Source organism: Streptomyces sp. NPDC001927 (assembly GCF_053594455.1).
In genome coordinates, this window is record NZ_JBSFEN010000005.1 from 661,759 (window position 1) to 684,602 (window position 22,844).

At 71.1% G+C, this 22,844-nt stretch carries 29 protein-coding genes; 15 read left to right on the forward strand and 14 right to left on the reverse strand.

Annotated elements, in window-relative coordinates:
• Nucleotides 1-16 precede the first annotated feature (16 nt).
• Nucleotides 17-625: a TetR/AcrR family transcriptional regulator gene (locus tag ACWCO8_RS16960; RefSeq protein ID WP_451032821.1), complete on the forward strand. Its 609-nt coding sequence runs from the start codon at nt 17-19 to the stop codon at nt 623-625.
• 365 nt (nt 626-990) lie between these two features.
• The gene (locus ACWCO8_RS16965; protein WP_451032860.1) at nt 991-2,457 is read left to right on the forward strand and encodes a sensor histidine kinase; all 1,467 of its coding nucleotides are present in this window, start codon (nt 991-993) and stop codon (nt 2,455-2,457) included.
• Nucleotides 2,458-2,610: 153 nt separating this feature from the next.
• Here the strand turns inward: ACWCO8_RS16965 and ACWCO8_RS16970 are convergent, their stop codons facing one another.
• On the reverse strand, nt 2,611-2,868 hold the full coding sequence (locus tag ACWCO8_RS16970; protein WP_003953983.1) for a WhiB family transcriptional regulator: 258 nt from the start codon (nt 2,866-2,868) through the stop codon (nt 2,611-2,613).
• A gap of 317 nt (nt 2,869-3,185) precedes the next feature.
• On the reverse strand, nt 3,186-4,154 hold the full coding sequence (locus ACWCO8_RS16975; protein ID WP_451032822.1) for a diacylglycerol/lipid kinase family protein: 969 nt from the start codon (nt 4,152-4,154) through the stop codon (nt 3,186-3,188).
• A 117-nt stretch (nt 4,155-4,271) separates the two neighbouring features.
• Between ACWCO8_RS16975 and ACWCO8_RS16980 the strand changes: the two genes are divergently transcribed.
• Entirely contained in the window at nt 4,272-4,685 is a 414-nt protein-coding gene (locus ACWCO8_RS16980; RefSeq protein ID WP_362011392.1) for a hypothetical protein, read from the forward strand.
• Between the two features lie 22 nt (nt 4,686-4,707).
• On the opposite strand, the gene ACWCO8_RS16985 is transcribed toward ACWCO8_RS16980, so the two are convergent.
• The 3 genes from ACWCO8_RS16985 to ACWCO8_RS16995 all read right to left on the reverse strand — a co-directional run bounded on the left by ACWCO8_RS16985 (nt 4,708) and on the right by ACWCO8_RS16995 (nt 6,587).
• A complete protein-coding gene (locus ACWCO8_RS16985) occupies nt 4,708-5,661 on the reverse strand; it encodes an RNA polymerase sigma factor SigF (protein ID WP_451032823.1) in 954 nt (317 codons plus the stop codon).
• A complete protein-coding gene (locus tag ACWCO8_RS16990) occupies nt 5,658-6,071 on the reverse strand; it encodes an ATP-binding protein (protein WP_362011395.1) in 414 nt (137 codons plus the stop codon). The genes ACWCO8_RS16985 and ACWCO8_RS16990 overlap by 4 nt, the downstream gene beginning before the upstream one ends.
• A gap of 255 nt (nt 6,072-6,326) precedes the next feature.
• On the reverse strand, nt 6,327-6,587 hold the full coding sequence (locus ACWCO8_RS16995) for a UBP-type zinc finger domain-containing protein (RefSeq protein ID WP_362011397.1): 261 nt from the start codon (nt 6,585-6,587) through the stop codon (nt 6,327-6,329).
• 46 nt (nt 6,588-6,633) lie between these two features.
• Here ACWCO8_RS16995 and ACWCO8_RS17000 point away from each other — a divergent pair, with 46 nt between their 5' ends.
• A complete protein-coding gene (locus ACWCO8_RS17000) occupies nt 6,634-8,226 on the forward strand; it encodes a Na+/H+ antiporter (protein WP_451032824.1) in 1,593 nt (530 codons plus the stop codon).
• A gap of 7 nt (nt 8,227-8,233) precedes the next feature.
• Here the strand turns inward: ACWCO8_RS17000 and ACWCO8_RS17005 are convergent, their stop codons facing one another.
• Nucleotides 8,234-9,127: a 1-aminocyclopropane-1-carboxylate deaminase/D-cysteine desulfhydrase gene (locus ACWCO8_RS17005; RefSeq protein ID WP_451032825.1), complete on the reverse strand. Its 894-nt coding sequence runs from the start codon at nt 9,125-9,127 to the stop codon at nt 8,234-8,236.
• Between the two features lie 24 nt (nt 9,128-9,151).
• Complete coding sequence (locus ACWCO8_RS17010) at nt 9,152-9,742, reverse strand: N-acetylmuramoyl-L-alanine amidase (RefSeq protein WP_451032826.1); 591 nt, start codon at nt 9,740-9,742, stop codon at nt 9,152-9,154.
• A 253-nt stretch (nt 9,743-9,995) separates the two neighbouring features.
• Between ACWCO8_RS17010 and ACWCO8_RS17015 the strand changes: the two genes are divergently transcribed.
• Both ACWCO8_RS17015 and ACWCO8_RS17020 read left to right on the forward strand, forming a co-directional pair.
• A complete protein-coding gene (locus tag ACWCO8_RS17015) occupies nt 9,996-11,411 on the forward strand; it encodes a family 2B encapsulin nanocompartment shell protein (RefSeq protein ID WP_451032827.1) in 1,416 nt (471 codons plus the stop codon).
• A 100-nt stretch (nt 11,412-11,511) separates the two neighbouring features.
• The gene (locus ACWCO8_RS17020) at nt 11,512-12,576 is read left to right on the forward strand and encodes a family 2 encapsulin nanocompartment cargo protein polyprenyl transferase (protein ID WP_451032861.1); all 1,065 of its coding nucleotides are present in this window, start codon (nt 11,512-11,514) and stop codon (nt 12,574-12,576) included.
• A 56-nt stretch (nt 12,577-12,632) separates the two neighbouring features.
• Here the strand turns inward: ACWCO8_RS17020 and ACWCO8_RS17025 are convergent, their stop codons facing one another.
• Entirely contained in the window at nt 12,633-13,208 is a 576-nt protein-coding gene (locus tag ACWCO8_RS17025; RefSeq protein WP_362011409.1) for a TetR/AcrR family transcriptional regulator, read from the reverse strand.
• Nucleotides 13,209-13,337: 129 nt separating this feature from the next.
• Here ACWCO8_RS17025 and ACWCO8_RS17030 point away from each other — a divergent pair, with 129 nt between their 5' ends.
• Genes ACWCO8_RS17030 through ACWCO8_RS17040 form a run of 3 tightly spaced genes read left to right on the forward strand, consistent with a single transcriptional unit; the run spans nt 13,338 to nt 14,748 of the window.
• Nucleotides 13,338-13,919, forward strand: a complete 582-nt coding sequence (locus ACWCO8_RS17030; protein ID WP_451032828.1) for a dihydrofolate reductase family protein — start codon at nt 13,338-13,340, stop codon at nt 13,917-13,919.
• Between the two features lie 27 nt (nt 13,920-13,946).
• Nucleotides 13,947-14,285 (forward strand): hypothetical protein, encoded by a 339-nt coding sequence (locus tag ACWCO8_RS17035; protein ID WP_451032829.1) that lies wholly within the window; start codon nt 13,947-13,949, stop codon nt 14,283-14,285.
• Between the two features lie 43 nt (nt 14,286-14,328).
• Nucleotides 14,329-14,748 (forward strand): DUF6304 family protein, encoded by a 420-nt coding sequence (locus tag ACWCO8_RS17040; protein ID WP_451032830.1) that lies wholly within the window; start codon nt 14,329-14,331, stop codon nt 14,746-14,748.
• A gap of 45 nt (nt 14,749-14,793) precedes the next feature.
• Here ACWCO8_RS17040 and ACWCO8_RS17045 read toward each other — a convergent pair whose 3' ends face one another.
• The gene (locus ACWCO8_RS17045) at nt 14,794-15,255 is read right to left on the reverse strand and encodes a group II truncated hemoglobin (protein ID WP_451032831.1); all 462 of its coding nucleotides are present in this window, start codon (nt 15,253-15,255) and stop codon (nt 14,794-14,796) included.
• 171 nt (nt 15,256-15,426) lie between these two features.
• Nucleotides 15,427-16,086 carry a snapalysin gene (snpA, locus tag ACWCO8_RS17050; RefSeq protein WP_451032832.1) on the reverse strand — a complete coding sequence of 220 codons (660 nt, stop codon included), beginning with the start codon at nt 16,084-16,086 and terminating at the stop codon, nt 15,427-15,429.
• 200 nt (nt 16,087-16,286) lie between these two features.
• Here snpA and ACWCO8_RS17055 point away from each other — a divergent pair, with 200 nt between their 5' ends.
• The 3 genes from ACWCO8_RS17055 (at nt 16,287) to ACWCO8_RS17065 (ending at nt 18,421) form a co-directional block, all read left to right on the forward strand.
• A complete protein-coding gene (locus tag ACWCO8_RS17055) occupies nt 16,287-17,243 on the forward strand; it encodes a LysR family transcriptional regulator (protein ID WP_362011425.1) in 957 nt (318 codons plus the stop codon).
• Between the two features lie 74 nt (nt 17,244-17,317).
• Nucleotides 17,318-17,815: an N-acetyltransferase family protein gene (locus tag ACWCO8_RS17060; RefSeq protein ID WP_451032833.1), complete on the forward strand. Its 498-nt coding sequence runs from the start codon at nt 17,318-17,320 to the stop codon at nt 17,813-17,815.
• A gap of 54 nt (nt 17,816-17,869) precedes the next feature.
• On the forward strand, nt 17,870-18,421 hold the full coding sequence (locus ACWCO8_RS17065) for a GNAT family N-acetyltransferase (RefSeq protein ID WP_451032834.1): 552 nt from the start codon (nt 17,870-17,872) through the stop codon (nt 18,419-18,421).
• Between the two features lie 43 nt (nt 18,422-18,464).
• Here the strand turns inward: ACWCO8_RS17065 and ACWCO8_RS17070 are convergent, their stop codons facing one another.
• Entirely contained in the window at nt 18,465-18,680 is a 216-nt protein-coding gene (locus ACWCO8_RS17070; RefSeq protein ID WP_451032835.1) for a DUF6243 family protein, read from the reverse strand.
• A gap of 277 nt (nt 18,681-18,957) precedes the next feature.
• Here ACWCO8_RS17070 and ACWCO8_RS17075 point away from each other — a divergent pair, with 277 nt between their 5' ends.
• Nucleotides 18,958-19,776, forward strand: a complete 819-nt coding sequence (locus ACWCO8_RS17075; RefSeq protein WP_451032836.1) for a class I SAM-dependent methyltransferase — start codon at nt 18,958-18,960, stop codon at nt 19,774-19,776.
• Nucleotides 19,777-19,862: 86 nt separating this feature from the next.
• On the opposite strand, the gene sodN is transcribed toward ACWCO8_RS17075, so the two are convergent.
• Nucleotides 19,863-20,258: a superoxide dismutase, Ni gene (gene sodN / locus ACWCO8_RS17080; RefSeq protein WP_315891151.1), complete on the reverse strand. Its 396-nt coding sequence runs from the start codon at nt 20,256-20,258 to the stop codon at nt 19,863-19,865.
• A gap of 185 nt (nt 20,259-20,443) precedes the next feature.
• Here sodN and sodX point away from each other — a divergent pair, with 185 nt between their 5' ends.
• Nucleotides 20,444-20,878, forward strand: a complete 435-nt coding sequence (sodX, locus tag ACWCO8_RS17085) for a nickel-type superoxide dismutase maturation protease (RefSeq protein ID WP_451032837.1) — start codon at nt 20,444-20,446, stop codon at nt 20,876-20,878.
• Here the strand turns inward: sodX and ACWCO8_RS17090 are convergent.
• On the reverse strand, nt 20,782-21,411 hold the full coding sequence (locus tag ACWCO8_RS17090) for a CGNR zinc finger domain-containing protein (protein ID WP_362011440.1): 630 nt from the start codon (nt 21,409-21,411) through the stop codon (nt 20,782-20,784). The genes sodX and ACWCO8_RS17090 overlap by 97 nt on opposite strands.
• 94 nt (nt 21,412-21,505) lie before the next feature.
• Between ACWCO8_RS17090 and ACWCO8_RS17095 the strand changes: the two genes are divergently transcribed.
• Nucleotides 21,506-22,270, forward strand: coding sequence for a class I SAM-dependent methyltransferase (locus ACWCO8_RS17095; RefSeq protein ID WP_451032838.1), 765 nt, complete (start codon nt 21,506-21,508; stop codon nt 22,268-22,270).
• Nucleotides 22,271-22,331: 61 nt separating this feature from the next.
• On the opposite strand, the gene ACWCO8_RS17100 is transcribed toward ACWCO8_RS17095, so the two are convergent.
• On the reverse strand, nt 22,332-22,844 hold a 513-nt coding region (locus ACWCO8_RS17100; protein WP_451032839.1), incomplete at its 5' end, for an amino acid ABC transporter ATP-binding protein.

Consider the following 22,844-nt stretch of genomic DNA (forward strand, 5'->3'; position numbering starts at 1 on the left):
CTATAGAATTGGCGTCATGACGACAGGACAGCGCGGCCGCCCCCGCTCCTTCGACCGGCTCACAGCGCTGGAGCAGGCCACGATGGCGTTCTGGGAGCACGGGTACGAGACGACCTCCGTCGCCGACCTCACCCGCGCCATGGGCATCAGCGCCCCGAGCCTCTACGCGGCCTTCGGCGACAAGAAGGCCCTGTTCGAGGAGGTCGTGGAGGCCTACGCCGTCAGTTACGGCTCGTACGGGGGCCGGGCCCTCGCGGAGGAGCCGACGGCGCGCGGCTCGCTCGGCCGGATGCTCAGGGAGGCGGCGGACGTCTTCACCGACCCGTCCCACCCACGCGGCTGCCTGATGATCTCCGCCGCGACGAACTGCTCCAACCCCGAGGTCGAGGAGACCCTGCGGGCGCGCCGCGCGCACAACCTGGCGGCCTTCGAGGCCCGGATCCGCCGCGGCGTCGACGCCGGCGAGCTGCCCGCGGGCACGGACGCGGCCACTCTGGCCCGGCTCTACGGCGCGGTCCTCCAGGGCATGTCCCAGCAGGCGCGCGACGGGGCGACGAAGACGGAGCTGGAGGCGGTCGCGGAGGCGGCGATGCTCTCCTGGCCGACGACCGACGGCCGAGGCTGAAGCGACCGGCCCGGCCGCAAGCCGAAAGCCCTTGGAAACACCCGCGGGCTACGGCGCCCGACGGGACCCTCAACCCGTCCGGCACCGCAGCCCGGAGTTGCCCGGCCGAGGATGTGCGGTCCCGCGGCCGTATGGGAGGTCTCGACGCAGTCAGGGCAGAGAGCGTCGATCACCTCGTCCGCCCTCCTGTGCGGGGAGGGCGGAGGTCTTTCACAGGGTGCTTCCCTGCCATTGTGGACTAGACCATTATTGTCTGTCCATCCATCGGCAGGGCCGCGTTCCCGGCCCATCCTCCAACACGAACGACGTGAGATCCAGGTTCATCGCCCGACGAATCCGCAGGTACGCTCGCCCCTGTGCCCTCCATGAACGAGCTCGTCCGCCAGCACACCGCTCTGAGTGAGTCCGACCTCGAGTGGCTCCACCTGCTGGTGTCGGAGTGGCAGCTGCTCTCCGACCTGTCCTTCGCCGACCTCGTTCTCTGGGTCCCTACCCTGGACGGCACCCGCTATGTCTCCGTCGCCCAGATGCGGCCGAACACCGGACCGACCTCCTATCAGGACGACATGGTCGGCCACCTGGTTCCCCGTGGCCGCCGCCCTCTGCTCGACGTGGCTCTCGACGAGGGCCGGATCGTGCGCGAGGGCGACCCGGAGTGGCGCGAGGAGGTTCCCGTACGGGTCGAGTCCATCCCCGTGCGCCGCGAGGGCCGGGTCCTCGGCGTGATCGCCCGCAACACCAACCTGCTCACCGTGCGGACCCCCTCCCGCCTGGAGCTGACCTACCTCCAGTCCGCCTCCGACCTGGCCCAGATGATCGCCGCCGGAACGTTCCCCTTCCCCGGGGAGGCGAGCGACATGGACTCCTCGCCGCGCGCCGGCGACGGACTCATCAGGCTCGACGCCGACGGCATCGTCCAGTACGCCTCGCCCAACGCCCTCTCCGCGTACCACCGGCTCGGCCTCGCCGCCGACCTCGTCGGCCAGCACCTCGGCCAGATCACCGCCGAACTCGCCCCCTCCCGCGGACCGGTCGACGAGGCCCTGGTCAAGCTGGCCTCCGGCTACGCCCCGCGCGAGGCGGAGGTCGAGGGCAACGGCGGTGTGATCCAGCTCCGGGCGATCCCGCTCAAGCCCAAGGGCACCCGCATCGGTTCGCTCGTGCTGCTCCGTGACGTCACCGAACTGCGCCGCCGCGAGCGCGAGTTGATCACCAAGGACGCCACCATCCGGGAGATCCACCACCGGGTGAAGAACAACCTCCAGACCGTGGCCGCGCTGCTGCGCCTGCAGGCTCGCCGGATGGACTCCGACCAGGGGCGCGAGGCCCTCAACGAGGCCGTGCGCAGGGTCGGCTCGATCGCGATCGTGCACGAGACGCTCTCCCAGAACCTGGACGAGCGGGTGGAGTTCGACGAGATCGCCGACCGGGTGATCGCGATGGTCGCCGAGATCTCCCCGGGCAAGGTGACCTGCCGGCGCAACGGCCGCTTCGGCATCCTCGACGCCGAGGTCGCCACCCCGCTCTCCATGGTCCTCACCGAGATCCTCCAGAACGCCCTGGAGCACGCCTTCGCGCCGGGGGAGCACGGCTCGGTGGAGGTCACGGCCGTCCGCGGCGAACCCCGCGCCGACGCACGGCTGTTGATCACGGTCAAGGACGACGGCCGCGGCCTGCCGGAGGGCTTCGACCCGCAGCGCGCGGGCAACCTCGGCCTGCAGATCGTACGGACGCTGGTGGAGGGGGAGTTGGGCGGCACCTTCGACATGCAGCCGGGCGCGGAGGGCGGGACCAAGGTCGTCCTCGACATCCCGGTGGAGCCCCAGAAGTAAGCCGGACGGCAGTGCGCACAGCAGCGAGCCCCGGACCGAAGAAGATCGGTCCGGGGCTCGAATGCTGTGGGTTACTGCTGCGCGCTGCGGCTCGAGAGCGGTGATTGCGTACGCGATGTACGCGCCGCGGGCCTCAGGCTTGTCGCGGGGGCGTCAGGCGCTGGCGTTGCGCGCCCGGTTGCGAGCGGCGCGGCGCTTCATCGCGCGGCGCTCGTCCTCGCTGAGGCCACCCCAGACGCCGGAGTCCTGGCCGGACTCGAGCGCCCACTGCAGGCACTGCTCCATGACGGGGCAGCGGCGGCAGACGGCCTTGGCTTCCTCGATCTGCAGCAGCGCAGGACCGGTGTTGCCGATGGGGAAGAACAGCTCGGGGTCTTCCTCACGACAAACGGCGTTGTGACGCCAGTCCATGGCTGCTACCTCTCTTGGTATTACGTGCGGGTTGCTTGTGAATGTGAACGCTTTCACGAATCCCCCCGCAAGGGAAGGGCCGACTACCAGATGAACTGGTTGCGTCCTTGGATTGAGGAGGGGTTCTGGCTCTCAGTGGAGGCCGGTCTTGCGGGCCGTCCCGATCGCCAAGAAGAGACTCCCAAACCCCAGCAGCGGATACAACCCTTTCCGGAAAGTTTTTTTTGATTCCTCGGTGTCGGCTAGGTCACAGCCGTACTTCTAAGGGGTGGATGCCAGTCTAAACGTTCGAGTGAAAGGACTTTCGGCCCTTCCACTCACACAATCACACGCAGTGCACGGCGAACGCCTGTGAACGTCACGCTCGTACGCAGTCCGAGGTGGTCTCCGTCCATCTGCAGGGGGAGCGGAACCTTCGAATGCAAGGTGAAGTCCGTCAGATCGTGCAGAGACAGGGCGTGCTTGCCGTGGGGGCCGCGCTCGGGGGTCGAAGTGAGCAGCTGGGTGGCGTAACGGGCCACCGCCGGGGTCGACAGACGGCTCAGTCCGAGGACGTCGAGAGCGGTGTCGAAGGAGGCCTCCGGGGACGCGTACACCGGACGATTGCCCAGGTAGGTCCAGGGGGAGGTGTTGCAGATTATGGAGAGGACCAGCTCCTCGACCGGGTCGTGGCCGGGCCGTTCCAGGGTGATCGTGCCGTGCCGACGGTGCGGCTCCCCGAGGAACTGGCGGACCACCTGGCGGAGGTAGAGCGCGTGCGTGGATCTCTTGCCGCGCTCCCGCTGCTGTTCGACTCGCCCGATGACACCGGCGTCGAACCCGAATCCGGCGCAGAAAGTGAACCAGCGCGCCGGAACGGCCTCGTCCTCGGTTCCCGGCGTACCGGACGCGATCCCGAGGCTCACTGTGCGTGCACGGCGCTCACGGAGCGCGTCGAGCAGCGCGCCCGTCGCCTCGACGGCGTCGTTGGGCAGTCCGAGCGCACGGGCGAAGACATTGGTGGAGCCGCCGGGCACGATCGCCAGGCCCGGCAGCCGCTCCGGATCGGGACCGTCGTGCAGGAGTCCGTTGACGACCTCGTTCACCGTCCCGTCGCCGCCGAGGGCGACGACCATCTCCACGTCCCGGGACTCCGCGGCCCGGCGGGCGAGGTCGCGGGCGTGCCCGCGGTACTCGGTGGTGACGGTCTCCAGCTTCATCTCGCTCGCGAGGGCGTGGATGAGGACGTCACGGGTGCGGGCACTGGTGGTGGTGGCTGCCGGATTGACCACGAGAAGTGCGCGCATGGCCGCCAGCGTACCTACCCGGCGGTACTGATTCCCACTCGTGGCCACCTGGCGGACGGCCCCGGCGGACGGACCTGGACGCCGTCCCGGTCGGCGGGCCCGGCTACCCTGCCGGGTATGAGCAGTACGGAGCAGACTCCCCGCCCTGTCCGGTTGACCGCGGCGGCCGCGGTGGCCGGCATCGAAGCCCTCGCGCTGATGATCGGGGGCGTGTACGTGCTCGTGACCGCGCTCACCGGAGACCCCGACGGCCTGACGCAGGCGGTCATGGGCGGGGCGACCCTGATCGCGCTCGGCCTCATCCCGGGAGCCGCGGCGCGCGGACTGCTGCTGCGCCGGAGCTGGAGCCGGGGCCCGGCGATCATCACCCAGATCCTGGCCCTGCCGGTCGCCTGGCAGCTCCTCCAGGCGAACAGCGCCCTGATCCCCGGCGGCATCGCCCTCGCCGTCCTCGCCGTCACCGGGCTCGTTCTCCTCGTGAACCCCGCGACGACCGAGGCCCTGGGCATCGGTCGTCGCGGCGAGGCGTAACGGGGCGTAGGGAGAGCGGGGCTCACTCCTCCACGAGGAGCTTCTCCCGCAGCTGCGCCAGCGTGCGCGCCAGCAGCCGGGAGACGTGCATCTGCGAGATGCCGACCTCCTGCGCGATCTGCGACTGGGTCATGTTCCCGAAGAACCGAAGCAGCAGGATCCGCTTCTCCCGGGGCGGCAGGTCCTCCAGGAGCGGCTTGAGCGACTCCCGGTACTCGACCCCCTCAAGGGCCTCGTCCTCCGCGCCGAGCGTGTCCGCGACCGCAGGGGACTCGTCGTCCGTGTCGGGCACGTCCAGCGAGAGCGTCGAGTAGGCGTTCGCCGACTCCAGGCCCTCCAGGACCTCCTCCTCGGAGATCCCGAGCCGCTCCGCCAGCTCGTGCACCGTCGGGGAACGGCCGTGCAGCTGGGACAGCTCCGCCGTCGCCGTCGTCAGCGAGAGCCGCAGCTCCTGGAGCCGGCGCGGCACGCGCACCGCCCAGCCCTTGTCCCGGAAGTGCCGCTTGATCTCGCCGACCACCGTCGGCGTCGCGTACGTCGAGAACTCGACGCCCCGCTCCGGGTCGAACCGGTCCACCGACTTGATCAGGCCGATCGTCGCGACCTGCGTCAGGTCGTCGAGCGGCTCGCCCCGGTTGCGGAACCGCCGCGCCAGGTGCTCGACCAGCGGCAGGTGCATCCGCACCAGCTGATTGCGCAGCTCCGCCTTCTCCGCGGAGCCCTCCGGCAGCTTGCGCAGCTCGACGAAGAGCGCGCGCGCCCCGCTCCGGTCGTGCGGGTCCGGCGCCTCCTGGTGGGCGTGCGGAACCTCGGGAACGTCCTCGGCCTTCTGCGGCTCGGCGTCCTTCGGGACCTCGTTGTGCTGCTCGTGCTCGCTCATCTGGACCGCCTGCTCCGTAGCGACCTCGACCTCGACCTCCGGATGCGGCCGCGCCTGCTGCTCAGGGATGCCGGCCGTCGCGTCCCCGCTCCTCACGCCGGGCCTGGCCCCGCGCCGCGCTGTTTGTACAGGCTGATGGAGACCGTCTTGTCGTCCGCCACGGTCGACTCGACCTTGCCGGCCAGCGCGGAGAGCACCGTCCAGGCGAAGGTGTCCCGCTCGGGAGCACGGCCGTCCGTGGTGGGCGCGGACACCGTCACGTCGAGCGAGTCGTCGATCAGGCGGAAGACGCAGCTGAGGACGGAACCCGGTACGGCCTGCTGGAGCAGGATGGCGCACGCCTCGTCGACCGCGATCCGCAAGTCCTCGATCTCGTCGAGGGTGAAGTCCAAGCGCGCCGCGAGGCCGGCCGTGGCCGTACGCAGCACGGACAGGTAGGCACCCGCAGCGGGCAGCCGGACTTCCACGAAGTCCTGGGACCCGGGCTCGCCTGCGATCTGGGACACCCTCACCTCCAAGGTGGCACAAGCTCATTCGGGGCCCGGGGGGAGAAAGCCCCCCGAACCGGGCGGTGCGCAGTCGGTTGCGCAATCCGCGGTGACGCTATCGCGATCCATGCTGCCGTGTCGCCGTGGGCCCCGGTCGGCCCCTGCCCCCGTCTGTCACTCATGGTAAGGCCATGAGTACGGACAGTGGCTAGAGGTCTGCGGGGCCAATTGTGAGCGACCGACAGCGGATTGCCGGGGTGTCGTACCCAGCCCTCAGACGATCGAACCGTCCACGAAACACCAGCGCCAGCGCTCGTTCGGCTCGAAGGTCCGCATCACCGGGTGGCCGGTGGTCGAGAAGTGCCCGGTCGCGTGCCGCCCGGCGGAGGAGTCGCAGCAGCCCACGTGCCCGCACGTGAGACAGATCCGCAGCTGTACGGGGTGGGTCCCGTCGCTCAGGCACTCGGGACAGGTGTCGGTCAGCGGCGCGGGTTCGGGGCGCGGCATTTCGGCAACGTGCGGGCACTCGCTCATGATGGCCAGGTTACGTGCTGGAACGAGCCGGGGACGGGGCCGACGGATGGACGCACTGCAGTTGGTGGGGCTGGTCGCGGCGAGCGCCGCGGTGGCGGGCCTGGCCCGCAGGACACCGGTCCCCGCGCCGCTGCTCCTGGTGGCCGCCGGCCTCGCCGCCGCGTACCTGCCCGGCGTCCCCGACTACACCCTCGACCCGCACATCATCCTGCCGCTCATCCTGCCCCCGCTCCTCTACACGGCGGCGGTCGACTCCTCGTACCTCGATCTGCGGGCCAACATCCGGCCCGTCGCCCTGCTCTCGGTCGGGTACGTCCTCTTCGCCACCGTCGCCGTCGGATGGCTCGCGTACGTCCTCGTCCCGGACCTGCCGCTCACGGCGGCGCTCGTGCTCGGCGCGGTCGTCGCGCCGCCGGACGCGGTCGCGGCGACGGCGATCGCGCGCAAGCTGGGGCTGCCGAACCGGATCACCACCATCCTTCAGGGCGAGTCGCTGGTGAACGACGCGACGGCCATCACCGCCTTCAAGGTCGCCCTGGCCGCCGCCGTCGGCGAGGGCATGAGCTGGGCGGGCGGCCTCGGCGAGTTCGCGCTCGCGGCGCTCGGCGGGATCGGCGTCGGCCTCGTCCTGATGGCCCCGATCCACTGGCTCCGCTGCCACCTCGGCGAGGCCCTGCTGCAGAACACCATGTCGCTCCTGATCCCCTTCGTCGCCTACGCGGCGGCGGAACAGGTCGGTGCCTCCGGAGTCCTCGCGGTGGTCGTCGTCGGGCTCTTCCTCGGCCACCGCAACTGGCAGGTCGACTTCGCGACCCGCCTCCAGGAGGAGGCCGTGTGGAAGATGGTCGCCTTCATCCTGGAGTCCGCCGTCTTCGCCCTCATCGGCCTCCAGCTGCCGTACGTCGTCGAGGGCCTCGGGCGGTACGGGATCGGCGAGGCGATCTGGTACGCCGTGGGCGTCTTCGTGGCCGTGGTCGTCGTCCGCTTCGTCTGGGTCTACCCCGCGACCTTCCTGCCCCGATGGCTGTCGGAACGGATCAGGGAACGCGAGCCGGGTGTGGACTGGAGGGCGCCGCTGATCGTCGGCTGGGCCGGCATGCGCGGTGTCGTCTCCCTCGCCATCGCCTTCTCCATCCCGGTGATGACGGACGGGGTGGAGTTCCCCGCCCGCAACCTCGTCCTCTTCCTCACCTTCACCACCGTCATCGGCACCCTGGTCGTCCAGGGGCTCACCCTGCCCCCGCTGATCCGGCTCCTGAAGCTCCCGCCCCGCGACACCTACCAGGAGACCCTCGCCGAGGCGCAGGCCCAGAGCGAGGCGTCCCAGGCGGCGGAGGAGCGCCTGCGGGCCCTGCTCGCCGACGAGCGCAACGCCCTGCCGGAGCCCCTCGCCGACCGGCTCCGCACGGTCCTGGAGCGGCGCCGCAACGCCGTGTGGGAGCGGCTCGGCTCGGTCAACGCGGTCACGGGCGAGACCGCCGACGACACCTACCGCCGGCTCTCCCGCGAGATGATCGAGGCCGAGCGCGAGGTCTTCGTCCAACTGCGCGACGAGCGCCGCATCGACGACGAGATGCTGCGCACGCTGCTGCGCCGGCTCGACCTGGAGGAGGCGGCGGCCTTCCGCGAGGAGACGTGACGGGGCCTCAGGACGGCGCGCCCGTCACCACCGCCGCGATCCTCGTTCCCGGGGCGAACGCGCCCTCCTCGGCGAGGGCGACAAGCCCGTGGAGCATTTTGGCGACATACAGTCGCTCGATGGCGAGTCCATGCCGCGCCTCGAAGTCCTCGGCGAACGCGTCGAGCGCCGGGTTCGTCCGGGCGTAACCGCCGCCGTGGAAGCGCTCGTCGAGGCTCCAGTCGCCCCGGGGGCCGCCGAACGCGGCGCGCTGCAGGGCGCGTACCTCCTCGCCCAGGAAGCCGCCCCTGAGGACCGGGACGCCCAGCGCCCGCTGTTCGGGGCCCAGACCGGCCGCCAGGCCCGCGAGCGTGCCGCCGGTGCCGCAGGCGACGGCGACCACGTCCGCGCTCCCGCGCAGCTCGCGGCCGAGCTCCACGCAGCCCTCCACGGCGAGGGCGTTGCTGCCGCCCTCGGGAACGACATAGGTCCCCGAAGGGGACCGGTCGAGCAGCCCGGCGAGCACCTCCGGGTCCGCCTTCGCCCGGTACGTGGCCCGGTCCACGAACACGAGCCGCATCCCGTCCGCCGCGCACCGCGCCAGCGAGGGGTTCAGGGGCCGGTCGGCCAGCTCCTGGCCCCGTACGACCCCGATCGTGTCGAAGCCGAGCAGCCGGCCGGCGGCGGCCGTCGCCCGCAGGTGGTTGGAGTACGCGCCGCCGAACGTGAGCACCGGGCGGCCGTCCGCCGCGCGCAGGTTGAGCGCGAGCTTGCGCCACTTGTTGCCGGGCAGGTCCGGATGGATCAGGTCGTCGCGCTTGAGCAGCAGCCGCAGGCCCCGGCGGGTGAAGCGTTCGTCATCGACCGGCTCCAGGGGGGACGGGAGCCGGGGCCGCAGGCGGGCGAGGTCGAACGCGTTCACCCGGCCATTGTCCACCGGGGGCGACTACCGGAGGCGCTCGGCGATCCGCGCCCGCATCGAGGCCATCGTGAACCCACGCGGATCGACCTTGCCGGGCTGCCACTCCAGGTGGCCGATCACCGAGCGGTGGGTCCAGCCGTGGACCCGGCAGAGTGCCGCCGCGGCCTTCTCGATGGCCTCCAGCTGGACCTTGGGCCAGGGGTCCTGCCCGTCCCCGAGGTTCTCGCACTCGAAGCCGTAGAAGTGCCGGTTGCCGTCGGTCGTGGCCTCGTTGTCCGGCGGGAGCCGCTGCTCGGCGATGACCGCCCGCAGGACGTCGTCGTCGCCCGCCCCGGCGTGGTTGGCGCGGCCGTAGCCGACCAGGTGGACCGTGCCGTTCTTGGCGATCACGCCGTGACAGAGCGGCCCGGGCAGGGTGCTGTGGCCGTCCCGGCAGAGCCGGACGGTGTTCGGGGTGCCCCGGGTGACCGTGTGGTGGATCATCACGCCGTGGACGGGCCCCCAGGGGCCCTTGTGGTTGCGGTTGTGGGTGCGCCAGTCGCCGACCTCGACGACCGTCAGGCCCTCGTCGCGCAGGGCGTCGAGGAACCTGCTCGCGGACATGGGTGGGGCCATGGCCGAACTCCTTAGGGATGGCGGGACAGTTCCGGCGTACCGGAGTGTCCGCCTCCGGGCCGGCTGTTCGGGCCGTGTGCGAGCCGATCCGGACACCGGGCCACGAGGCGGGCGGGGCAGGGCTGTTCGAGTGGAAACCGAGTGACATGCCCAGCCGGAAGCCGATCACTCCCACTCATTTGTGTAATGGCGCGCCCACGCTCCGTGCTGAAAGGCTTCCTCTCGCAGGTCATTCACATCGAGAGGGAGTTCCATGTCCGTTGGTTCGGTAGGCGACGAGGTACGCGCGGATCAGGCGACGCCGCAGCAGAGTCTCGGCACCGCCGCCGCACGGAACCTGGCGACCACCACCAAGTCGGCACCGCAGATGCAGGAGATCACCTCCCGGTGGCTCCTGCGGATGCTGCCGTGGGTGCAGGTCCAGGGCGGTACCTACCGGGTGAACCGGAGGCTCAGCTACTCGGTGGGGGACGGTCGGGTCACCTTCGTCCAGACCGGCGAGCGCGTCGCCGTCATCCCCGCCGAGCTCGGCGAACTCCCGGCGCTGCGCGGGTACGAGGACGAGGAGGCCCTCACCGAACTGGCCTCCCGGTGCCGCCAGCGCGAGTACGCGCCCGGAGAGATCATCGCCGCCGCCGGCGAGCCCACCGACCGCGTCCACCTCCTGGCGCACGGCAAGGTCGAGCAGATCGGCGAGGGGCCGTACGGCGACGAGGCGATCATCGGCGTCCTCGCCGACGGCGCGCACTTCGGCGACAGCGCGCTGACCCACGCGGACGCCACGTGGGAGTGGACCGCCCGCGCGGCCACCACCTGCACCGTCCTCGAACTGACCCGCGACGACGTGCGCAACCTCGCCGAGCGGGCCACCTCGCTCGCCGACCACCTCGCGAGCGTCGCCGCCCTGCCCCACCAGCGCAGCAACCAGTTCGGCGAGGCCGCGATCGACCTCTCCGCCGGCCACGTCGGCGAGGCCGTCGTCCCGCACACGTACGTGGACTACGACGCCTCGCCGCGCGAGTACGAACTGTCGGTCGCCCAGACCGTCCTGAAGGTGCACAGCCGCGTCGCGGACCTCTACAACCAGCCGATGAACCAGACCGAGCAGCAGTTGCGGCTCACGGTCGAGGCGCTGCGCGAGCGCCAGGAGCACGAGCTCATCAACAACCGCGAGTTCGGCCTGCTCGCCAACTGCGACTACGGACAGCGCCTCCAGCCGCACGACGGCGTGCCCAGCCCCGACGACATGGACGAGCTCCTCTCCCGGCGCCGGGGCTCGAAGATGTTCATCGCTCACCCGCGCGCCATCGCCGCCTTCGGCCGCGAGTGCAACCGGCGGGGCCTCGTCCCCGAGTCCATCGAGATCAACGGCAACCGGATCCCGACCTGGCGCGGTGTCCCGATCTTCCCGAGCAACAAGATCCCGGTCTCCGACGCCCGGACGACGTCCATCATCTGCATGCGTACGGGCGAGGACGAGCAGGGCGTGATCGGCCTGCACCAGACGGGCATCCCGGACGAGATCGAGCCCAGCCTCTCGGTGCGATTCATGGGCATCGACGAGCAGGCGATCATCTCCTACCTGGTCACGGCCTACTACTCGGCCGCGATCCTCGTCCCCGACGCGCTCGGAGTCCTGGAGAACGTGGAGGTCAGCCGCTGGCGCTGACGCGCCGGCCCCGGTGACCGTGGCGGGGGTCCGTGCCGACCGGCCCCCCGCCACGACCTCACACGCCAAGCGACTCACGAAAGAGGGGGGAAGTGTGACCATGGCCCGCGACGGGCGGCCGGGACCACGGGCGGACGCCGTGGGCGACACCCAGGGCGCCGTGACGCTCCTCGACCAGACACGGAGCGTCGTCAATCCCCAACTGCGCTCGACCATCGAGTCGTTGCCCGGCTCGATACGGCGCGTCGCGATGTACCACTTCGGCTGGGAGCAGGCCGACGGCTCCCCGGCCACCGGGCAGACCGGCAAGGCGATCCGGCCCGCGCTCGTGCTCGCCGCCACCCGCGCGCTCGGCGGCGACCCGGCGCCCGCCGTGCGGGCCGCCACGGCCGTGGAGCTCGCGCACAACTTCACGCTGCTCCACGACGACATCGTGGACGAGGACCCGACCCGCCGGCACCGGCCCACGGCCTGGACGGTGTTCGGCATCCCCGACGCGCTGATCGCGGGCGACGCCATGCTCGCCCTGGCGTTACGGCTCCTCGCCGAGGACGGCCACCCCGCCTCGGCGGGCGCCTCCGCCCGGCTCGCCGCGAGCGTCATCGAACTCTGCGCCGGCCAGCAGGCGGACTGCGCCTTCGAGCACCGGGGCCCGCGCGAGGTGACCCTGGACGAGTGCCTGGCGATGGCCACCGCCAAGACGGGCGCCCTGCTCGGCTGCGCCTGCGCCCTCGGCGCGCTGTACGCGGGCGCGGGGGAGGAGGAGGTCGCGGCGATGGACGCGTTCGGCCGGGAGGCCGGGCTCGCCTTCCAGCTCATCGACGACCTGATCGGCATCTGGGGCGACCCGGAGCGCACGGGCAAGCCGGCGGGCGCCGATCTCGTCGCGCACAAGAAGTCGCTGCCGGTGGTCGCGGCGCTCGCCTCCGGCACGGCTGCCGGGGAGGAACTGGCCGAGCTGTACGCGCGTAAGGAACTCGACGCGGCGGCGGTGCGGGCGGCGGCGGACGCCGTCGAGCGGGCCGGCGGCCGGGACTGGGCGCAGGCCCAGGCGGCCGACCTGATGGCCCGCGCGGTCGAGCATCTCTCCCGGGCGGTGCCGGATCTGGAGGCCGCCGGGGACCTGCTCGCCCTGGCGGAGTTCGTCACACGCCGGACGCGGTGATGGGCGGGCGCGGTGATGGGCGGGCGCGGTGACGGGCTCGCCCCGGGACCGGGCGGTCAGGCCTCCGGGACGATCCGGTTGACCACGGTCTCGATGAGGTCGTCCAGTTCGCGGTCGTCGTGCAGGCCGGGGACCGTGAAGTGGTCGAAGAGCAGCCCGGTGAGGGCGAAGTAGAGCAGCCGGACCGTGTCCGCGTCGCCCGGCATCCCGGACTCGATGTGCGTGCGGATGTTGAAGTCGAGGTCCGAGCGCAGCACCTTGGTGAGCTGCTTGCGCAGCTCCGGGCGGCGCGTGGCCTCCAGGCGGAGTTCGAAGAGGCCCAGATAGCAGGTGCGTTCGGCGGCCATCCGCCGGGCGAGCCAGCGCATCAGCTCGACGACCAGGGCCCGGCTTGGCTTCGGCCGCATGGCCGTGGCGAGCGAGTCCGGCTCCGGGGTCATCCGGACGAAGATGCGGTCCGCGACCTGGGAGAGCAGCTGGTCGCGGTCGGAGAAGTAGTTGGACGAGGTGCCCGTGGGGACACCCGCCCGGGCATCCACGGCCCGGAAGGTGAGCCCACGGGCACCCTCGTCCCCGAGCACCTCGATCGCCGCGTCGAGCAGGGCCGTACGGCGTTCCGGGTTTCTGGCCACCGGACCTCCTGATTCCACTTCTCGTTGGACTTCTTCGGAAGATAGCCCTTGCGCAACCACTACAGGTGAAGCACTATAACCGTCGTGGTTGCGATCGCAGCTCACGACGTGAAGACGAAAAGGACCGGTTTGCGCAAGCTCACCTATTTCATCGCCTGCTCCATCGACGGCTTCATCGGCGACCCCGAGGGGGACGCCTCGTCCATGTACCAGTTCGTGGACGCGCCGTTCCTGGAGTTCCTGAAGGGCGAATACCCGGAGACCATCTCGACGCAGGGGCGTGAGGCCCTCGGCGTCGACTCCGAGAACAAGCGGTTCGACACCGTCATCCAGGGCCTGAACTCGTACAAGATCGCCCTGGACATCGGTGTCACCAGCCCCTACGCCCACCTGAGGGAAGTCGTCGCGACCCGCTCGCTCGCCGAGTCGCCCGACCCGAACGTCGAGCTGATCGCCGACGACCTGGTCGGCCGCGTCCGGGAGCTGAAGGCCGAGGACAGCCCGCTCGGGATCTGGGTCTGCGGCGGCTCGCAGATCGCCGGCGCGCTGATCGAGGAGATCGACGAGCTGGTCATCAAGACGTACCCGCAGGTCTACGGCTCCGGCATGCCAATGTTCGGCGCCGGCTTCGAGCCCCGCGACTTCGAGCTGGGCGAGGTGCGCGTGTTCGACAACGGGGTGCTCGTCCGGACGTACACCAGGAAGCGGTGACCGAGGGCGCGCCCTACCCTGGGAGGTATGGGCAGCGAGACCCCGCGTACGGTACGGGACCCGCAGGCCACGCCCATGTGCCCGGCCTGCGGCGACCCCGTCGGAATCGTCGCGAAGCGGCACAAGGTCCTGGGGGCCTGGGTGCCGGAGTGGGAAGTGCAGCCGTGCCGGAATCCGCGGTGCGCGCGGCACGAACGTCTTGAGGGCGCCGAGGGCGGCGAGAGCCCGGAGGGCGGCGAGGGAGCCGGTCCCGAGGGCACCGCGGAGGCGGCGCGAGAAGCGGGCGGGGCAGGCGGTACGGAAGCCGCTACCACGCACGTGACCGGCAAGAACGGCGAGATCGGGAGAAGTCCGGCCACAGGGTGACCGGGCCGCGCGAAGGAGTCGTTCCGCCCGCTACAGTCCGCGCATGTCATCGGAGTCGACGGAAGTCTGGACCGGCTGGTACCGGGACCGCAGCGGCGCGGAAGCGATCGCGATCACGGTGGACGGACAGCACGTGTCCGCCCGCATCAGGGGCGTCGCGTACACGGGCGCGACCTTCGCCGCGCTGAGCGCGGCGGAGAAGGGCGGCGAAGCCCTCACCGGGTGCGTACTGGAATGGGACCTGCCGCTTCCCGTCGTCCTGGACGGCGTCAGCCAGCAGGCCACCCTCAGCTGCCTGCTGACGCTCGGCGAGCGGGCGGACCTGAGCCTGACCCTGCACTACGGCGGGACGGCCTACGAGTCGGGCATCGCCGGCGGCGACTTCGAGGAGGCGCTCGACCGGGTGAGGCGTCAGCTCCCGGCCGGGGCGGCGTTCGGCCGCCGCCTCCTGCAGACGGCCTGAGACCTGGGGCCCGGTCCGGGCCCGCGGGATCGGGGCGTACGGCGGTCAGACCAGGCCGTCCCAGCCCCAGCGCGGAGTGGGGCCGGGGTCGCCGAGATCCGTGCCGGGCGCCGAGCCCGAGACATCCTTGGCGATCTTCGTCCCCCAGTCGAAGTACTCCACCACCCGGCGGCGCAGCAGGGCGTCGTCCGGCAGCTCCTTCTCCACCGCCGCCGTCATCAGCTCCATCCAGCGCAGCCGCTGCTCCTCGGTGATGGCGAGCCCGAGATGGGCGCGGAGCAGCGCCTGATGCCCGCCCAGTTCCGCCGTGAACTCGGCGGGCCCGGAGAACACCTCGGCCAGCCAGACCGCGACGTGCTCGACGTGGGCCGGGGTGAAGTCCGCGAAGACCGGCGCGAGGAGCGGGTCGGCCAGGACCGCCTCGTAGAAGGTGTCGGAGAGCCGGCGCAGCGCGTCGGCGCCGCCCACGGCCTCGTACAGGGTGTTCGTGCGACGCTCGGCGGTCACGGGACGCCTCCGGGTTCGGTCCGTCCGGGATCTGTCCCCACAGCATTCACTCAACACGGCCTGAAACCAAGGATGTTCGCCCACGGCGCGCGCGTCGTTCGCGCAAACCCGCGGCGGGGCGGACGGCCGTGAGCCGTCCGCCCCGCCGGGGTGGGGGGTGTGAGAGGCAGGTCAGAACGTCTTGGCGGCCGAGGCGAGGCCGAAGCGCCACAGCTGGTCGACGCGCGCCCGCTCCTGGGAGTTGGGCTGGGCGTTCTGACACGAGGTGCCCGGGCCGCCGCCGGACATCAGCTCGCTGCACGGGCCGGAGTAGTGGTCCGGGAGGCCGAGGACGTGCCCGGTCTCGTGGGCGGTGACGCGGGTGGAGTTGTACTGCTGGTTCTGCCGGTAGTCGAGGAAGATGTAGCCGTTGCCGTGCCCGTCGGTGCTGGCGTACGAGCCGCGCGAGTCATTGCCCTCGTAGTAGGCGAAGTCGGCGTTGCCGCCCTCCACCAGCCGTACGTTGACGACCGAGCTGTTCCATATCTGGGTGCTCCGGGCGATCTGGGTGCGGAAGCTCGGGGCGTTGGCGGCGCTGTAGACGACGGTGACGGCGGCGGCGCCGGGGTTGGCGGCCCGCTTCTTCGCCACGGACTTCATGACGGCCTCGTGGAACGCCTTGGTCGCCTTGGCGTCCTCGGCGGATCCGGCGTAGGCCGCGTACCCGGCGGTCGCCGAGGACGGGGCGGCGGGTGCCGCGGCGACGGCGACCGGCGCGGCGCCGAGTGCGGCGGCGAGGCCCAGGCCGAGGGTGGCGGCGAGGGAGGCGGTGAGGACCTTGGGGTGTCGCATGGGGGGCTCCTCCTGGATCGGTTGGAGAGAGTGTCGGGGGAGCCGGGGTGCGTAGGGATGATGGCAGCAGGTGATAGCACGAACACATCACCGGCGATCGGTGGGCCTCGTTCAGTCTGTCTGAACTTCCTTGCAATGAAAGGGAATTGGGGCGACTTGGGTGTCTGGTGCGGCATCCGGTGCCGTCCTACTCTCAGGTCATGGAGCTGGAGGTGAGGCATCTGCGCGCGCTCTGCGCGATCGCGGAAACGGGCAGCCTGCACAAGGCGGCGCGTCAACTGGGCATGAGCCAGCCCTCGTTGACGACTCAGCTGCGCCGGATCGAGAACTCCCTGGGCGCGGAGCTGTTCTCGCGCGGCCGCACCGGCTGCCGGCCCACACCACTCGGCCGCTCGGTGCTCAGCCGGGCCAGGCCGCTGGTCGACCAGATGGCGATGCTGATCAGCGAGACCAGGGCCGAGGCGGCGCGCACCGACGGGCCCCGGCTGCGGGTCGGCTCGACGGCGAGCAGGGCCCTGCCGGGCTGGCTGCGCCGACTGCGTCAGGGGCTTCCCGGCACGGACATCGGGCTCCACATGGACGTCTCCGCCAACGCGCTGGTGCGGTCGGTCGCGGCGGGCCAGCTGGACGTGGCCTTCGTCCACGAGGTCGAGGGGTGCCCGCTGCGGGTGCCGGAGGGGCTCCAGGAGCGCGTACTGATCGAACGGGAGCCGCAGTTCGTCTCGTTGGCCGCGGACCATCCGGCGGCGCGGCACCCGGTGGTGGAGCTGACCGACCTCGCCGAGGACCGCTGGATGGTCGACCCGACGGTGGACGGCGAGTGGGACGGGCTGAGACGGGTCCTGAGCGAGGCCGGCATCGATCCGCCGCTGCTGCACTGCGATTACCACACGGCGGCGTCCCTGATCGTCCTCGGCGAGGCGGTGGCGCCGTGCCAGCCGACATCGTTGCCGCGGGAGGATCTGGCGATCCGTCCCTTACGGGACGACCCCTTGGCGGTCCGTCTCCTGCTCTACGCGCGCGAGGGAGCCTCGCTCGACCCGCTGTACGACGATCTGGCGGCGGCCTACCGGGAGGCGGCGCTGCGGGCGGCGCCGTACCGGCAGTGGCTCCGGCGGAACGGGATGTCGGTGGGGGCGGGCATGATGACGGTATGACGGACAGTTCGGATCGCGCGGGCATGGGGCATACGGGAGGCCGGCGGGCAGCTCGTGAAGGCGGGGGACATGCGATGAGCGCGGCACCTGCGGCTCGTATCCGGCACGCCCGCCGGGAGGACCTGGACCGGGTGGCCGAGCTGGCCGCCGAACACGCCGCGTACGAGAAGGCGACGCCCCCGGCCCCGGGCTTGGCGAGGCGCCTGGAACCCTTGATCTTCGGCACATCGGACGCACCCGGTCGTCCCGATCGGCCCCGCCTGCGCTGCCTGGTGGCGGAACTCCCGGACGGCCGCCTGGTCGGCTACGCCACGTGCGCCCCGGAGCTCTCCACCTGGGACGGCGCCGAGTACCTCCACATGGACTGCCTCTACCTCGCGGCGACGGAACGCGGCCTGGGCCTGGGCCCCCTCTTCATGGCGGCCCTGCGCGAGGAGGCCCGGTCCCTGGGCCTGACGGAGATCCAGTGGCAGACGCCGACCTGGAACGAGGGCGCGATCCGTTTCTACGACCGCCTGGGCGCCACGTCGAAGCAGAAGCTGCGCTACGCGCTGGCGGTGGAGCCGGTGTAGTCGTCGCGAGTGGGCGAGGGACAGGATGACGATGAATGGCTACGGTGGCACGCCATGACCAGCAGAACTCCTGTAAGCCCCACGTCGATCAGGCTCATCGAGCCCTCCGACGCCCCCGCACTCGCCGACCTGCTCGCCCACGACAGGCAGGCGTACGCGCGCTGGCTGCCCGAGAGGCCTGCGGAGTTCTACACGCCCGCTGGACAGGCCCAGGTCGTCGAATCCCTCCTGGACGCCCACGGCCGGGGACTCGCATGGCCCGGAGTCGTGCTCTCGGGCGAGACGGTCATCGGCCAGATCACCATCGGCTCGATCCTGCGAGGCCCCTTCCAGAAGGGCTACCTCGGCTACTGGATCTCCTCCCACCACGAGGGCCTCGGCCACACGAGCCGAGCCGTCGCCCTGGCCCTGCGGGTCGCCACGGACGACCTGAACCTGCACCGCCTGGAGGCCCACACCCAACTGGACAACCTCGCGTCCCAGGCCATCCTCCGCAAACACGGCTTCACCTCGTGGGGCATCGCCCACGCCCACTTCTACGCCGCCGGCGCCTGGCGCGACGAGGTCTTCTGGGAACGCCGACTGACGGGCACCTCGCCCCGCTGACTAGGACTCCGCCCCGTGCGGGCCGCCCTGCGGCGGCGGTGCGTCAGCTCTGTGTGGCTTCGTCGCCCGCCTGCCCGGCGCCCTTGGCCGTGCCTGTCTTCTCGCGCATCTTGCGTACCAGCTCCGCCTTCTTTTCCGCCGCGGTCTGGCGGTCGAGGTTGCGGTGCGGGCCGTTGTTCTGCCGTTCGGCGCGGGACAGCTTCTTGCGCTGGCCGCCGCCCTGGCCCACGGGGTTGTTGATGTTCTTGCTGTCGGTCACGGGTTCTCCCGGTAAGAAGGGAAGGGATCTACGGATTCATCGGTGGGGGCGGGCGGCGACGTCGAAGAACGTCAGCAGAGGCCCATCACGCGCTCACTCGTGAATCGGTGTCTGGAAGAACATGACAAAGACGTTACCCGGTTCCGTCGGCTCCGCACGCCAACACTTTCGCCGCCCGGAACCGGCCGGGCCTTCGGCGAGCGCCCGGGGTCAGCCGTGTCTTTCACTCGGCCGTCCGTGCGTCCCCGCCCGCCGCGCACCCTCCGGAGATGCCGACGTGACCGAGCTGTCCGCCGCCCATGACGCCGCCGCCACCGATCGGGCCCGCCTCGCGGGCAGTGCCTACAACGGAGACAGAGATCTGGCGGCCCGGCAGGCGCTCTACCGGTGGCAGACGCCCCGGTACGACCTTCCGGGGCTCGTCGCCGAGCAGTTGGGGGAGGCGCGCGGGCGGGTCGTCGACATCGGCTGCGGCAACGGCAAGTACGTCGAGCGGATTCGCCGGGACCGGCCCGACCTGGATCTGCTCGGCCTCGACATCGCACCCGGCATCCTCGCCGGCGTCCCCGGGGCGGTCGCCGTCGCGGACGCCACGAGGCTGCCGCTGGCGGACGGGAGCGTCGATGCCGCTCTCGCGCTCCACATGCTCTACCACGTGCCCGACATCCCCCAGGCGGTCAGGGAGCTGGGCCGGGTCGTCGCCCCTGGCGGGATGGTGGTGGCCTCCACCAACGGCGAACGGGACAAGCTCGAACTCGAGGAGCTGTGGCAGCGCGCGGCCGGCGACGTCCTCGGGATCGAACGCGGGCCGGCCCGGATCTCGATCGGTGCCCGGTTCTCCCTGGAGAACGCCCCGGCGCTGCTCGGCCAGGAGTTCAGCCGCGTGGAGGTCATCGAGCTTCCCGGCACCATCACCGTCCGCGACCCCGAGCCCGTCATCGCCCACATGGCCTCGTACCGCGCCTGGGCGGACCAGCACGACGTGCCGTTCGACCCGACCATCGACCGGGCCCGTGCCCTCCTCGCCGACCGCATCGACCGTCACGGCTCGTACGAGGTCCAGAGCTTGAGCGGTCTCCTCGTCTGTCGCCGGTGAGCCGTACAAGCCACGAGCACGCCGAAGGGCCCGTCCGGGGTTGCCGGGCGGGCCCTTCGGGTGGTGCTGGTGGGGAGGGAGGAAGGTCAGGCCTTCTTCGTCTCCCAGAAGATCCGGTCGACCTCGGCGATGAGCTCCAGCGCCTTCTCGCCCGTCTTCGGGTCCGTCGACGCCTTCGCGGCCGAGAGGGCCTTCAGGGTGTCGTTGATGAGCGCGTGCAGCTCGGGGTACTTCTCGAAGTGCGGGGGCTTGAAGTAGTCGCTCCACAGCACCGAGATGTGGTGCTTCGCGAGCTCCGCGCGCTGTTCCTTGATGACCGTGGCACGCGCGCGGAAGTGCGCGTCCTCGTTGGCCTGGTACTTCTCCTGAACGGCCTTGACCGACTCGGCCTCGATGCGGGCCTGGGCCGGGTCGTAGACACCGCAGGGGAGGTCGCAGTGGGCGCTGACCTTCACCTTGGGGGCAAACAGGCGGGAGAGCATGCAGCTGTCCTTCCTCGTGATCGTCTTCTCAGGTGGGAGATTACTCCCCGAGAAGGCGGTTTTCGCGAGCGCCCCCAGGGGCTTAGGACAAAAGTCCAGGGTCACCATGGGACTCGTGGACGAGTGGACGAGCGGTCGAGCGAGTGGACGTGCGCGTGGATGAGCGGATCAGGAGGCGGCTTCGCATGACGGACGCGGGGAGTCAACCGAGGCCCGGAGCCGGGCCTCTGTTCGGGATCGCCGAGGTCACCGGGATTTCCATGGTGCCCACCTTGCTGCATGGGGACCGGCTGTTGGTGCGGTACGGCGCGCGGCTGCGGGCCGGCGACGTCGCCGTGCTGCGGCATCCGCTCCAGCAGGATCTCCTCATCGTCAAGCGTCTGGTCGAGCGACAGGGCGGCGGGTGGTGGGTGCTCGGCGACAACCCCGGCGCCGAGGGGGACAGCCGGGTGTTCGGTGTCGTGCCGGGCGAGCTGGTCCTGGGGCGCGTACGGGCGCGGTACCGGCCCGTCACGCCCGGGCGTCAGCGGTCGGCCGGTGTGCTGCTCTCCTGGTTGTTCTCGGCCGTCAGGCCGGTCGGGTCCGACCGTTCGGCCTCCAGGCGCTTGCGGGCCCGGTAGGCGGCCACGTTGGCGCGGGTCGCGCAGCGGTCCGAGCAGTAGCGGCGGGAGCGGTTGGTCGAGGTGTCGAGGTACGCGTTGCGGCAGGGCGGCGCCTGGCAGAGGCCGAGCCGGTCGGCGCCGAACTCCGTGAGGTGGAAGGCGAGTCCCATCGCCGCGATCGCCGCGAACCCCGCCGTCGCGTTCGAGGGGTGATCGGCGAGGTGCATGTGCCAGCGCGGATGCCCCTCGTCGTCCAGGTAGTCGTGGCCCGAGATTTGCGGGCTGACGGGGAACTCCAGGAGCAGTGAGTTCAGCAGGTCCACCGCCTGCCGGTGGTCGCCCTCGTCCGCCGCGGTGAAGACCGCCCGCAGCCGGGTGCGTACCGAACGGAAGCGCGTCACGTCGGCGTCCGTCGCCCGCCTGGCCATCTGCGAGGCCGCGCCGAAGAGCTCCCTGACCGCCTCGACCGACGTCAGCGAGTCCTTGTTGCGGGCCGGCTCCTCGGTGTTGACCAGACGCACGGCGTAATCCGAGTAATAGGCCAGTTCCACTTGTAGTCCTTACGGTGGAGGGCTAGGGTCGGGGGCGGAAGGGGTAATGGACGGTACCCCTTCGAGGGTATTACGGATCAGGTGGAGGGGTGTCATGACGGACGCGGCAGCGACCGGAACCGACTGGGCGGCCTGGCAGGAGAGCTGGGACCGTCAGCAGGAGTGGTACATGCCGGACCGCGAGGAGCGGTTCCGCGTGATGCTCGACATGGTCGAGGCCGTGGTGGGGCCCGAGCCCCGCGTCCTCGACCTGGCGTGCGGTACTGGGAGTATCACGGATCGGCTCCTCAAGAGGTTCCCGAAGGCGACCAGCGTCGGCGTCGACCTCGACCCCGCGCTGCTCGCCATCGCCCGCGGGTCCTTCGACGGCGACGAGCGCGTCAGCTTCCTCACCGCCGACCTCAAGGACCCCAAGTGGGTCGAGGAGCTGCCGCACGGTTCGTACGACGCCGTGCTCACCGCCACCGCGCTCCACTGGCTCCACACCGAGCCGCTCACCGCGCTCTACGGTCAGCTCGCCGGCCTCGTCCGCGACGGCGGCGTCTTCATGAACGCCGACCACATGATCGACGAGACCACGCCCCGTATCAACGCCGCCGAGCGCGCCCACCGGCACACCGTCATGGACCGCGCCAAGGACGCCGGCGCGCTCGACTGGGCCGCCTGGTGGGCCGTGGCCGCCCAGGACCCGGTCCTCGCCGAGCCGACCGCCCGCCGCTTCGAGATCTACGGCGAGCACGCCGACGGTGACATGCCCTCGGCCCGCCGCCATGCCGAGATCCTCCGCGCCGCCGGCTTCGACGAGGCCCGTGCCGTCTGGGCCTCGCCCTCCGACACCCTTCTGCTCGCGCTGAAGTAGGTACGCGAAGGGGCGGTACGGGTTCCGTCCCGTACCGCCCCTTCTGCGTTCTGCCTGCCCCCTACAGCACCTTCGACAGGAACGCCTTCGTCCTGTCGTGCTGCGGGTCGGTCAGGACGTCGCGCGGGTGGCCGGACTCGACCACGACACCGCCGTCCATGAAGACCAGGTTGTCGCCGACCTCGCGGGCGAAGCCCATCTCGTGGGTCACGACGATCATGGTCATGCCGGACTCGGCGAGGTCGCGCATGACGTCGAGGACGTCACCGACCAGCTCCGGGTCGAGGGCCGAGGTCGGCTCGTCGAAGAGCATCAGCTTGGGTTCCATCGCCAGCGCGCGGGCGATGGCGACGCGCTGCTGCTGGCCGCCGGAGAGCTGGGAGGGGTAGCTACCGGCTTTGTCGGCCAGACCCACCCGGTCGAGCAGACGCTCCGCCCGCTCGCGGGCGACCGCCCGCGACTCGCCCTTGACCTGGATCGGGGCTTCCATGACGTTGGCCAGGGCGGTCATGTGGGGGAAGAGGTTGAAGCGCTGGAAGACCATGCCGATGTCGCGGCGCTGGGCGGCGACCTC

Excerpts from the sequence above, each read along its gene's own strand:
- ACWCO8_RS16975 (WP_451032822.1), bottom strand. The coding sequence starts at position 4,154 with ATGCGCGCACTTCTCGTGGTCAATCCGGCAGCCACCACCACCAGTGCC.
- ACWCO8_RS17040 (WP_451032830.1), top strand. The coding sequence starts at position 14,329 with ATGTCATCGGAGTCGACGGAAGTCTGGACCGGCTGGTACCGGGACCGC.
- snpA (WP_451032832.1), bottom strand. The coding sequence starts at position 16,086 with ATGCGACACCCCAAGGTCCTCACCGCCTCCCTCGCCGCCACCCTCGGC.
- ACWCO8_RS17035 (WP_451032829.1), top strand. The coding sequence starts at position 13,947 with ATGGGCAGCGAGACCCCGCGTACGGTACGGGACCCGCAGGCCACGCCC.
- ACWCO8_RS17095 (WP_451032838.1), top strand. The coding sequence starts at position 21,506 with ATGACGGACGCGGCAGCGACCGGAACCGACTGGGCGGCCTGGCAGGAG.
- ACWCO8_RS17020 (WP_451032861.1), top strand. The coding sequence starts at position 11,512 with ATGGCCCGCGACGGGCGGCCGGGACCACGGGCGGACGCCGTGGGCGAC.
- ACWCO8_RS17000 (WP_451032824.1), top strand. The coding sequence starts at position 6,634 with ATGGACGCACTGCAGTTGGTGGGGCTGGTCGCGGCGAGCGCCGCGGTG.
- ACWCO8_RS17060 (WP_451032833.1), top strand. The coding sequence starts at position 17,318 with ATGAGCGCGGCACCTGCGGCTCGTATCCGGCACGCCCGCCGGGAGGAC.
- ACWCO8_RS17010 (WP_451032826.1), bottom strand. The coding sequence starts at position 9,742 with ATGGCCCCACCCATGTCCGCGAGCAGGTTCCTCGACGCCCTGCGCGAC.
- ACWCO8_RS16995 (WP_362011397.1), bottom strand. The coding sequence starts at position 6,587 with ATGAGCGAGTGCCCGCACGTTGCCGAAATGCCGCGCCCCGAACCCGCG.
- ACWCO8_RS16965 (WP_451032860.1), top strand. The coding sequence starts at position 991 with ATGAACGAGCTCGTCCGCCAGCACACCGCTCTGAGTGAGTCCGACCTC.
- sodX (WP_451032837.1), top strand. The coding sequence starts at position 20,444 with ATGACGGACGCGGGGAGTCAACCGAGGCCCGGAGCCGGGCCTCTGTTC.
- ACWCO8_RS17065 (WP_451032834.1), top strand. The coding sequence starts at position 17,870 with ATGACCAGCAGAACTCCTGTAAGCCCCACGTCGATCAGGCTCATCGAG.
- ACWCO8_RS17055 (WP_362011425.1), top strand. The coding sequence starts at position 16,287 with ATGGAGCTGGAGGTGAGGCATCTGCGCGCGCTCTGCGCGATCGCGGAA.
- ACWCO8_RS17015 (WP_451032827.1), top strand. The coding sequence starts at position 9,996 with ATGTCCGTTGGTTCGGTAGGCGACGAGGTACGCGCGGATCAGGCGACG.
- ACWCO8_RS16960 (WP_451032821.1), top strand. The coding sequence starts at position 17 with ATGACGACAGGACAGCGCGGCCGCCCCCGCTCCTTCGACCGGCTCACA.
- sodN (WP_315891151.1), bottom strand. The coding sequence starts at position 20,258 with ATGCTCTCCCGCCTGTTTGCCCCCAAGGTGAAGGTCAGCGCCCACTGC.
- ACWCO8_RS16970 (WP_003953983.1), bottom strand. The coding sequence starts at position 2,868 with ATGGACTGGCGTCACAACGCCGTTTGTCGTGAGGAAGACCCCGAGCTG.
- ACWCO8_RS16980 (WP_362011392.1), top strand. The coding sequence starts at position 4,272 with ATGAGCAGTACGGAGCAGACTCCCCGCCCTGTCCGGTTGACCGCGGCG.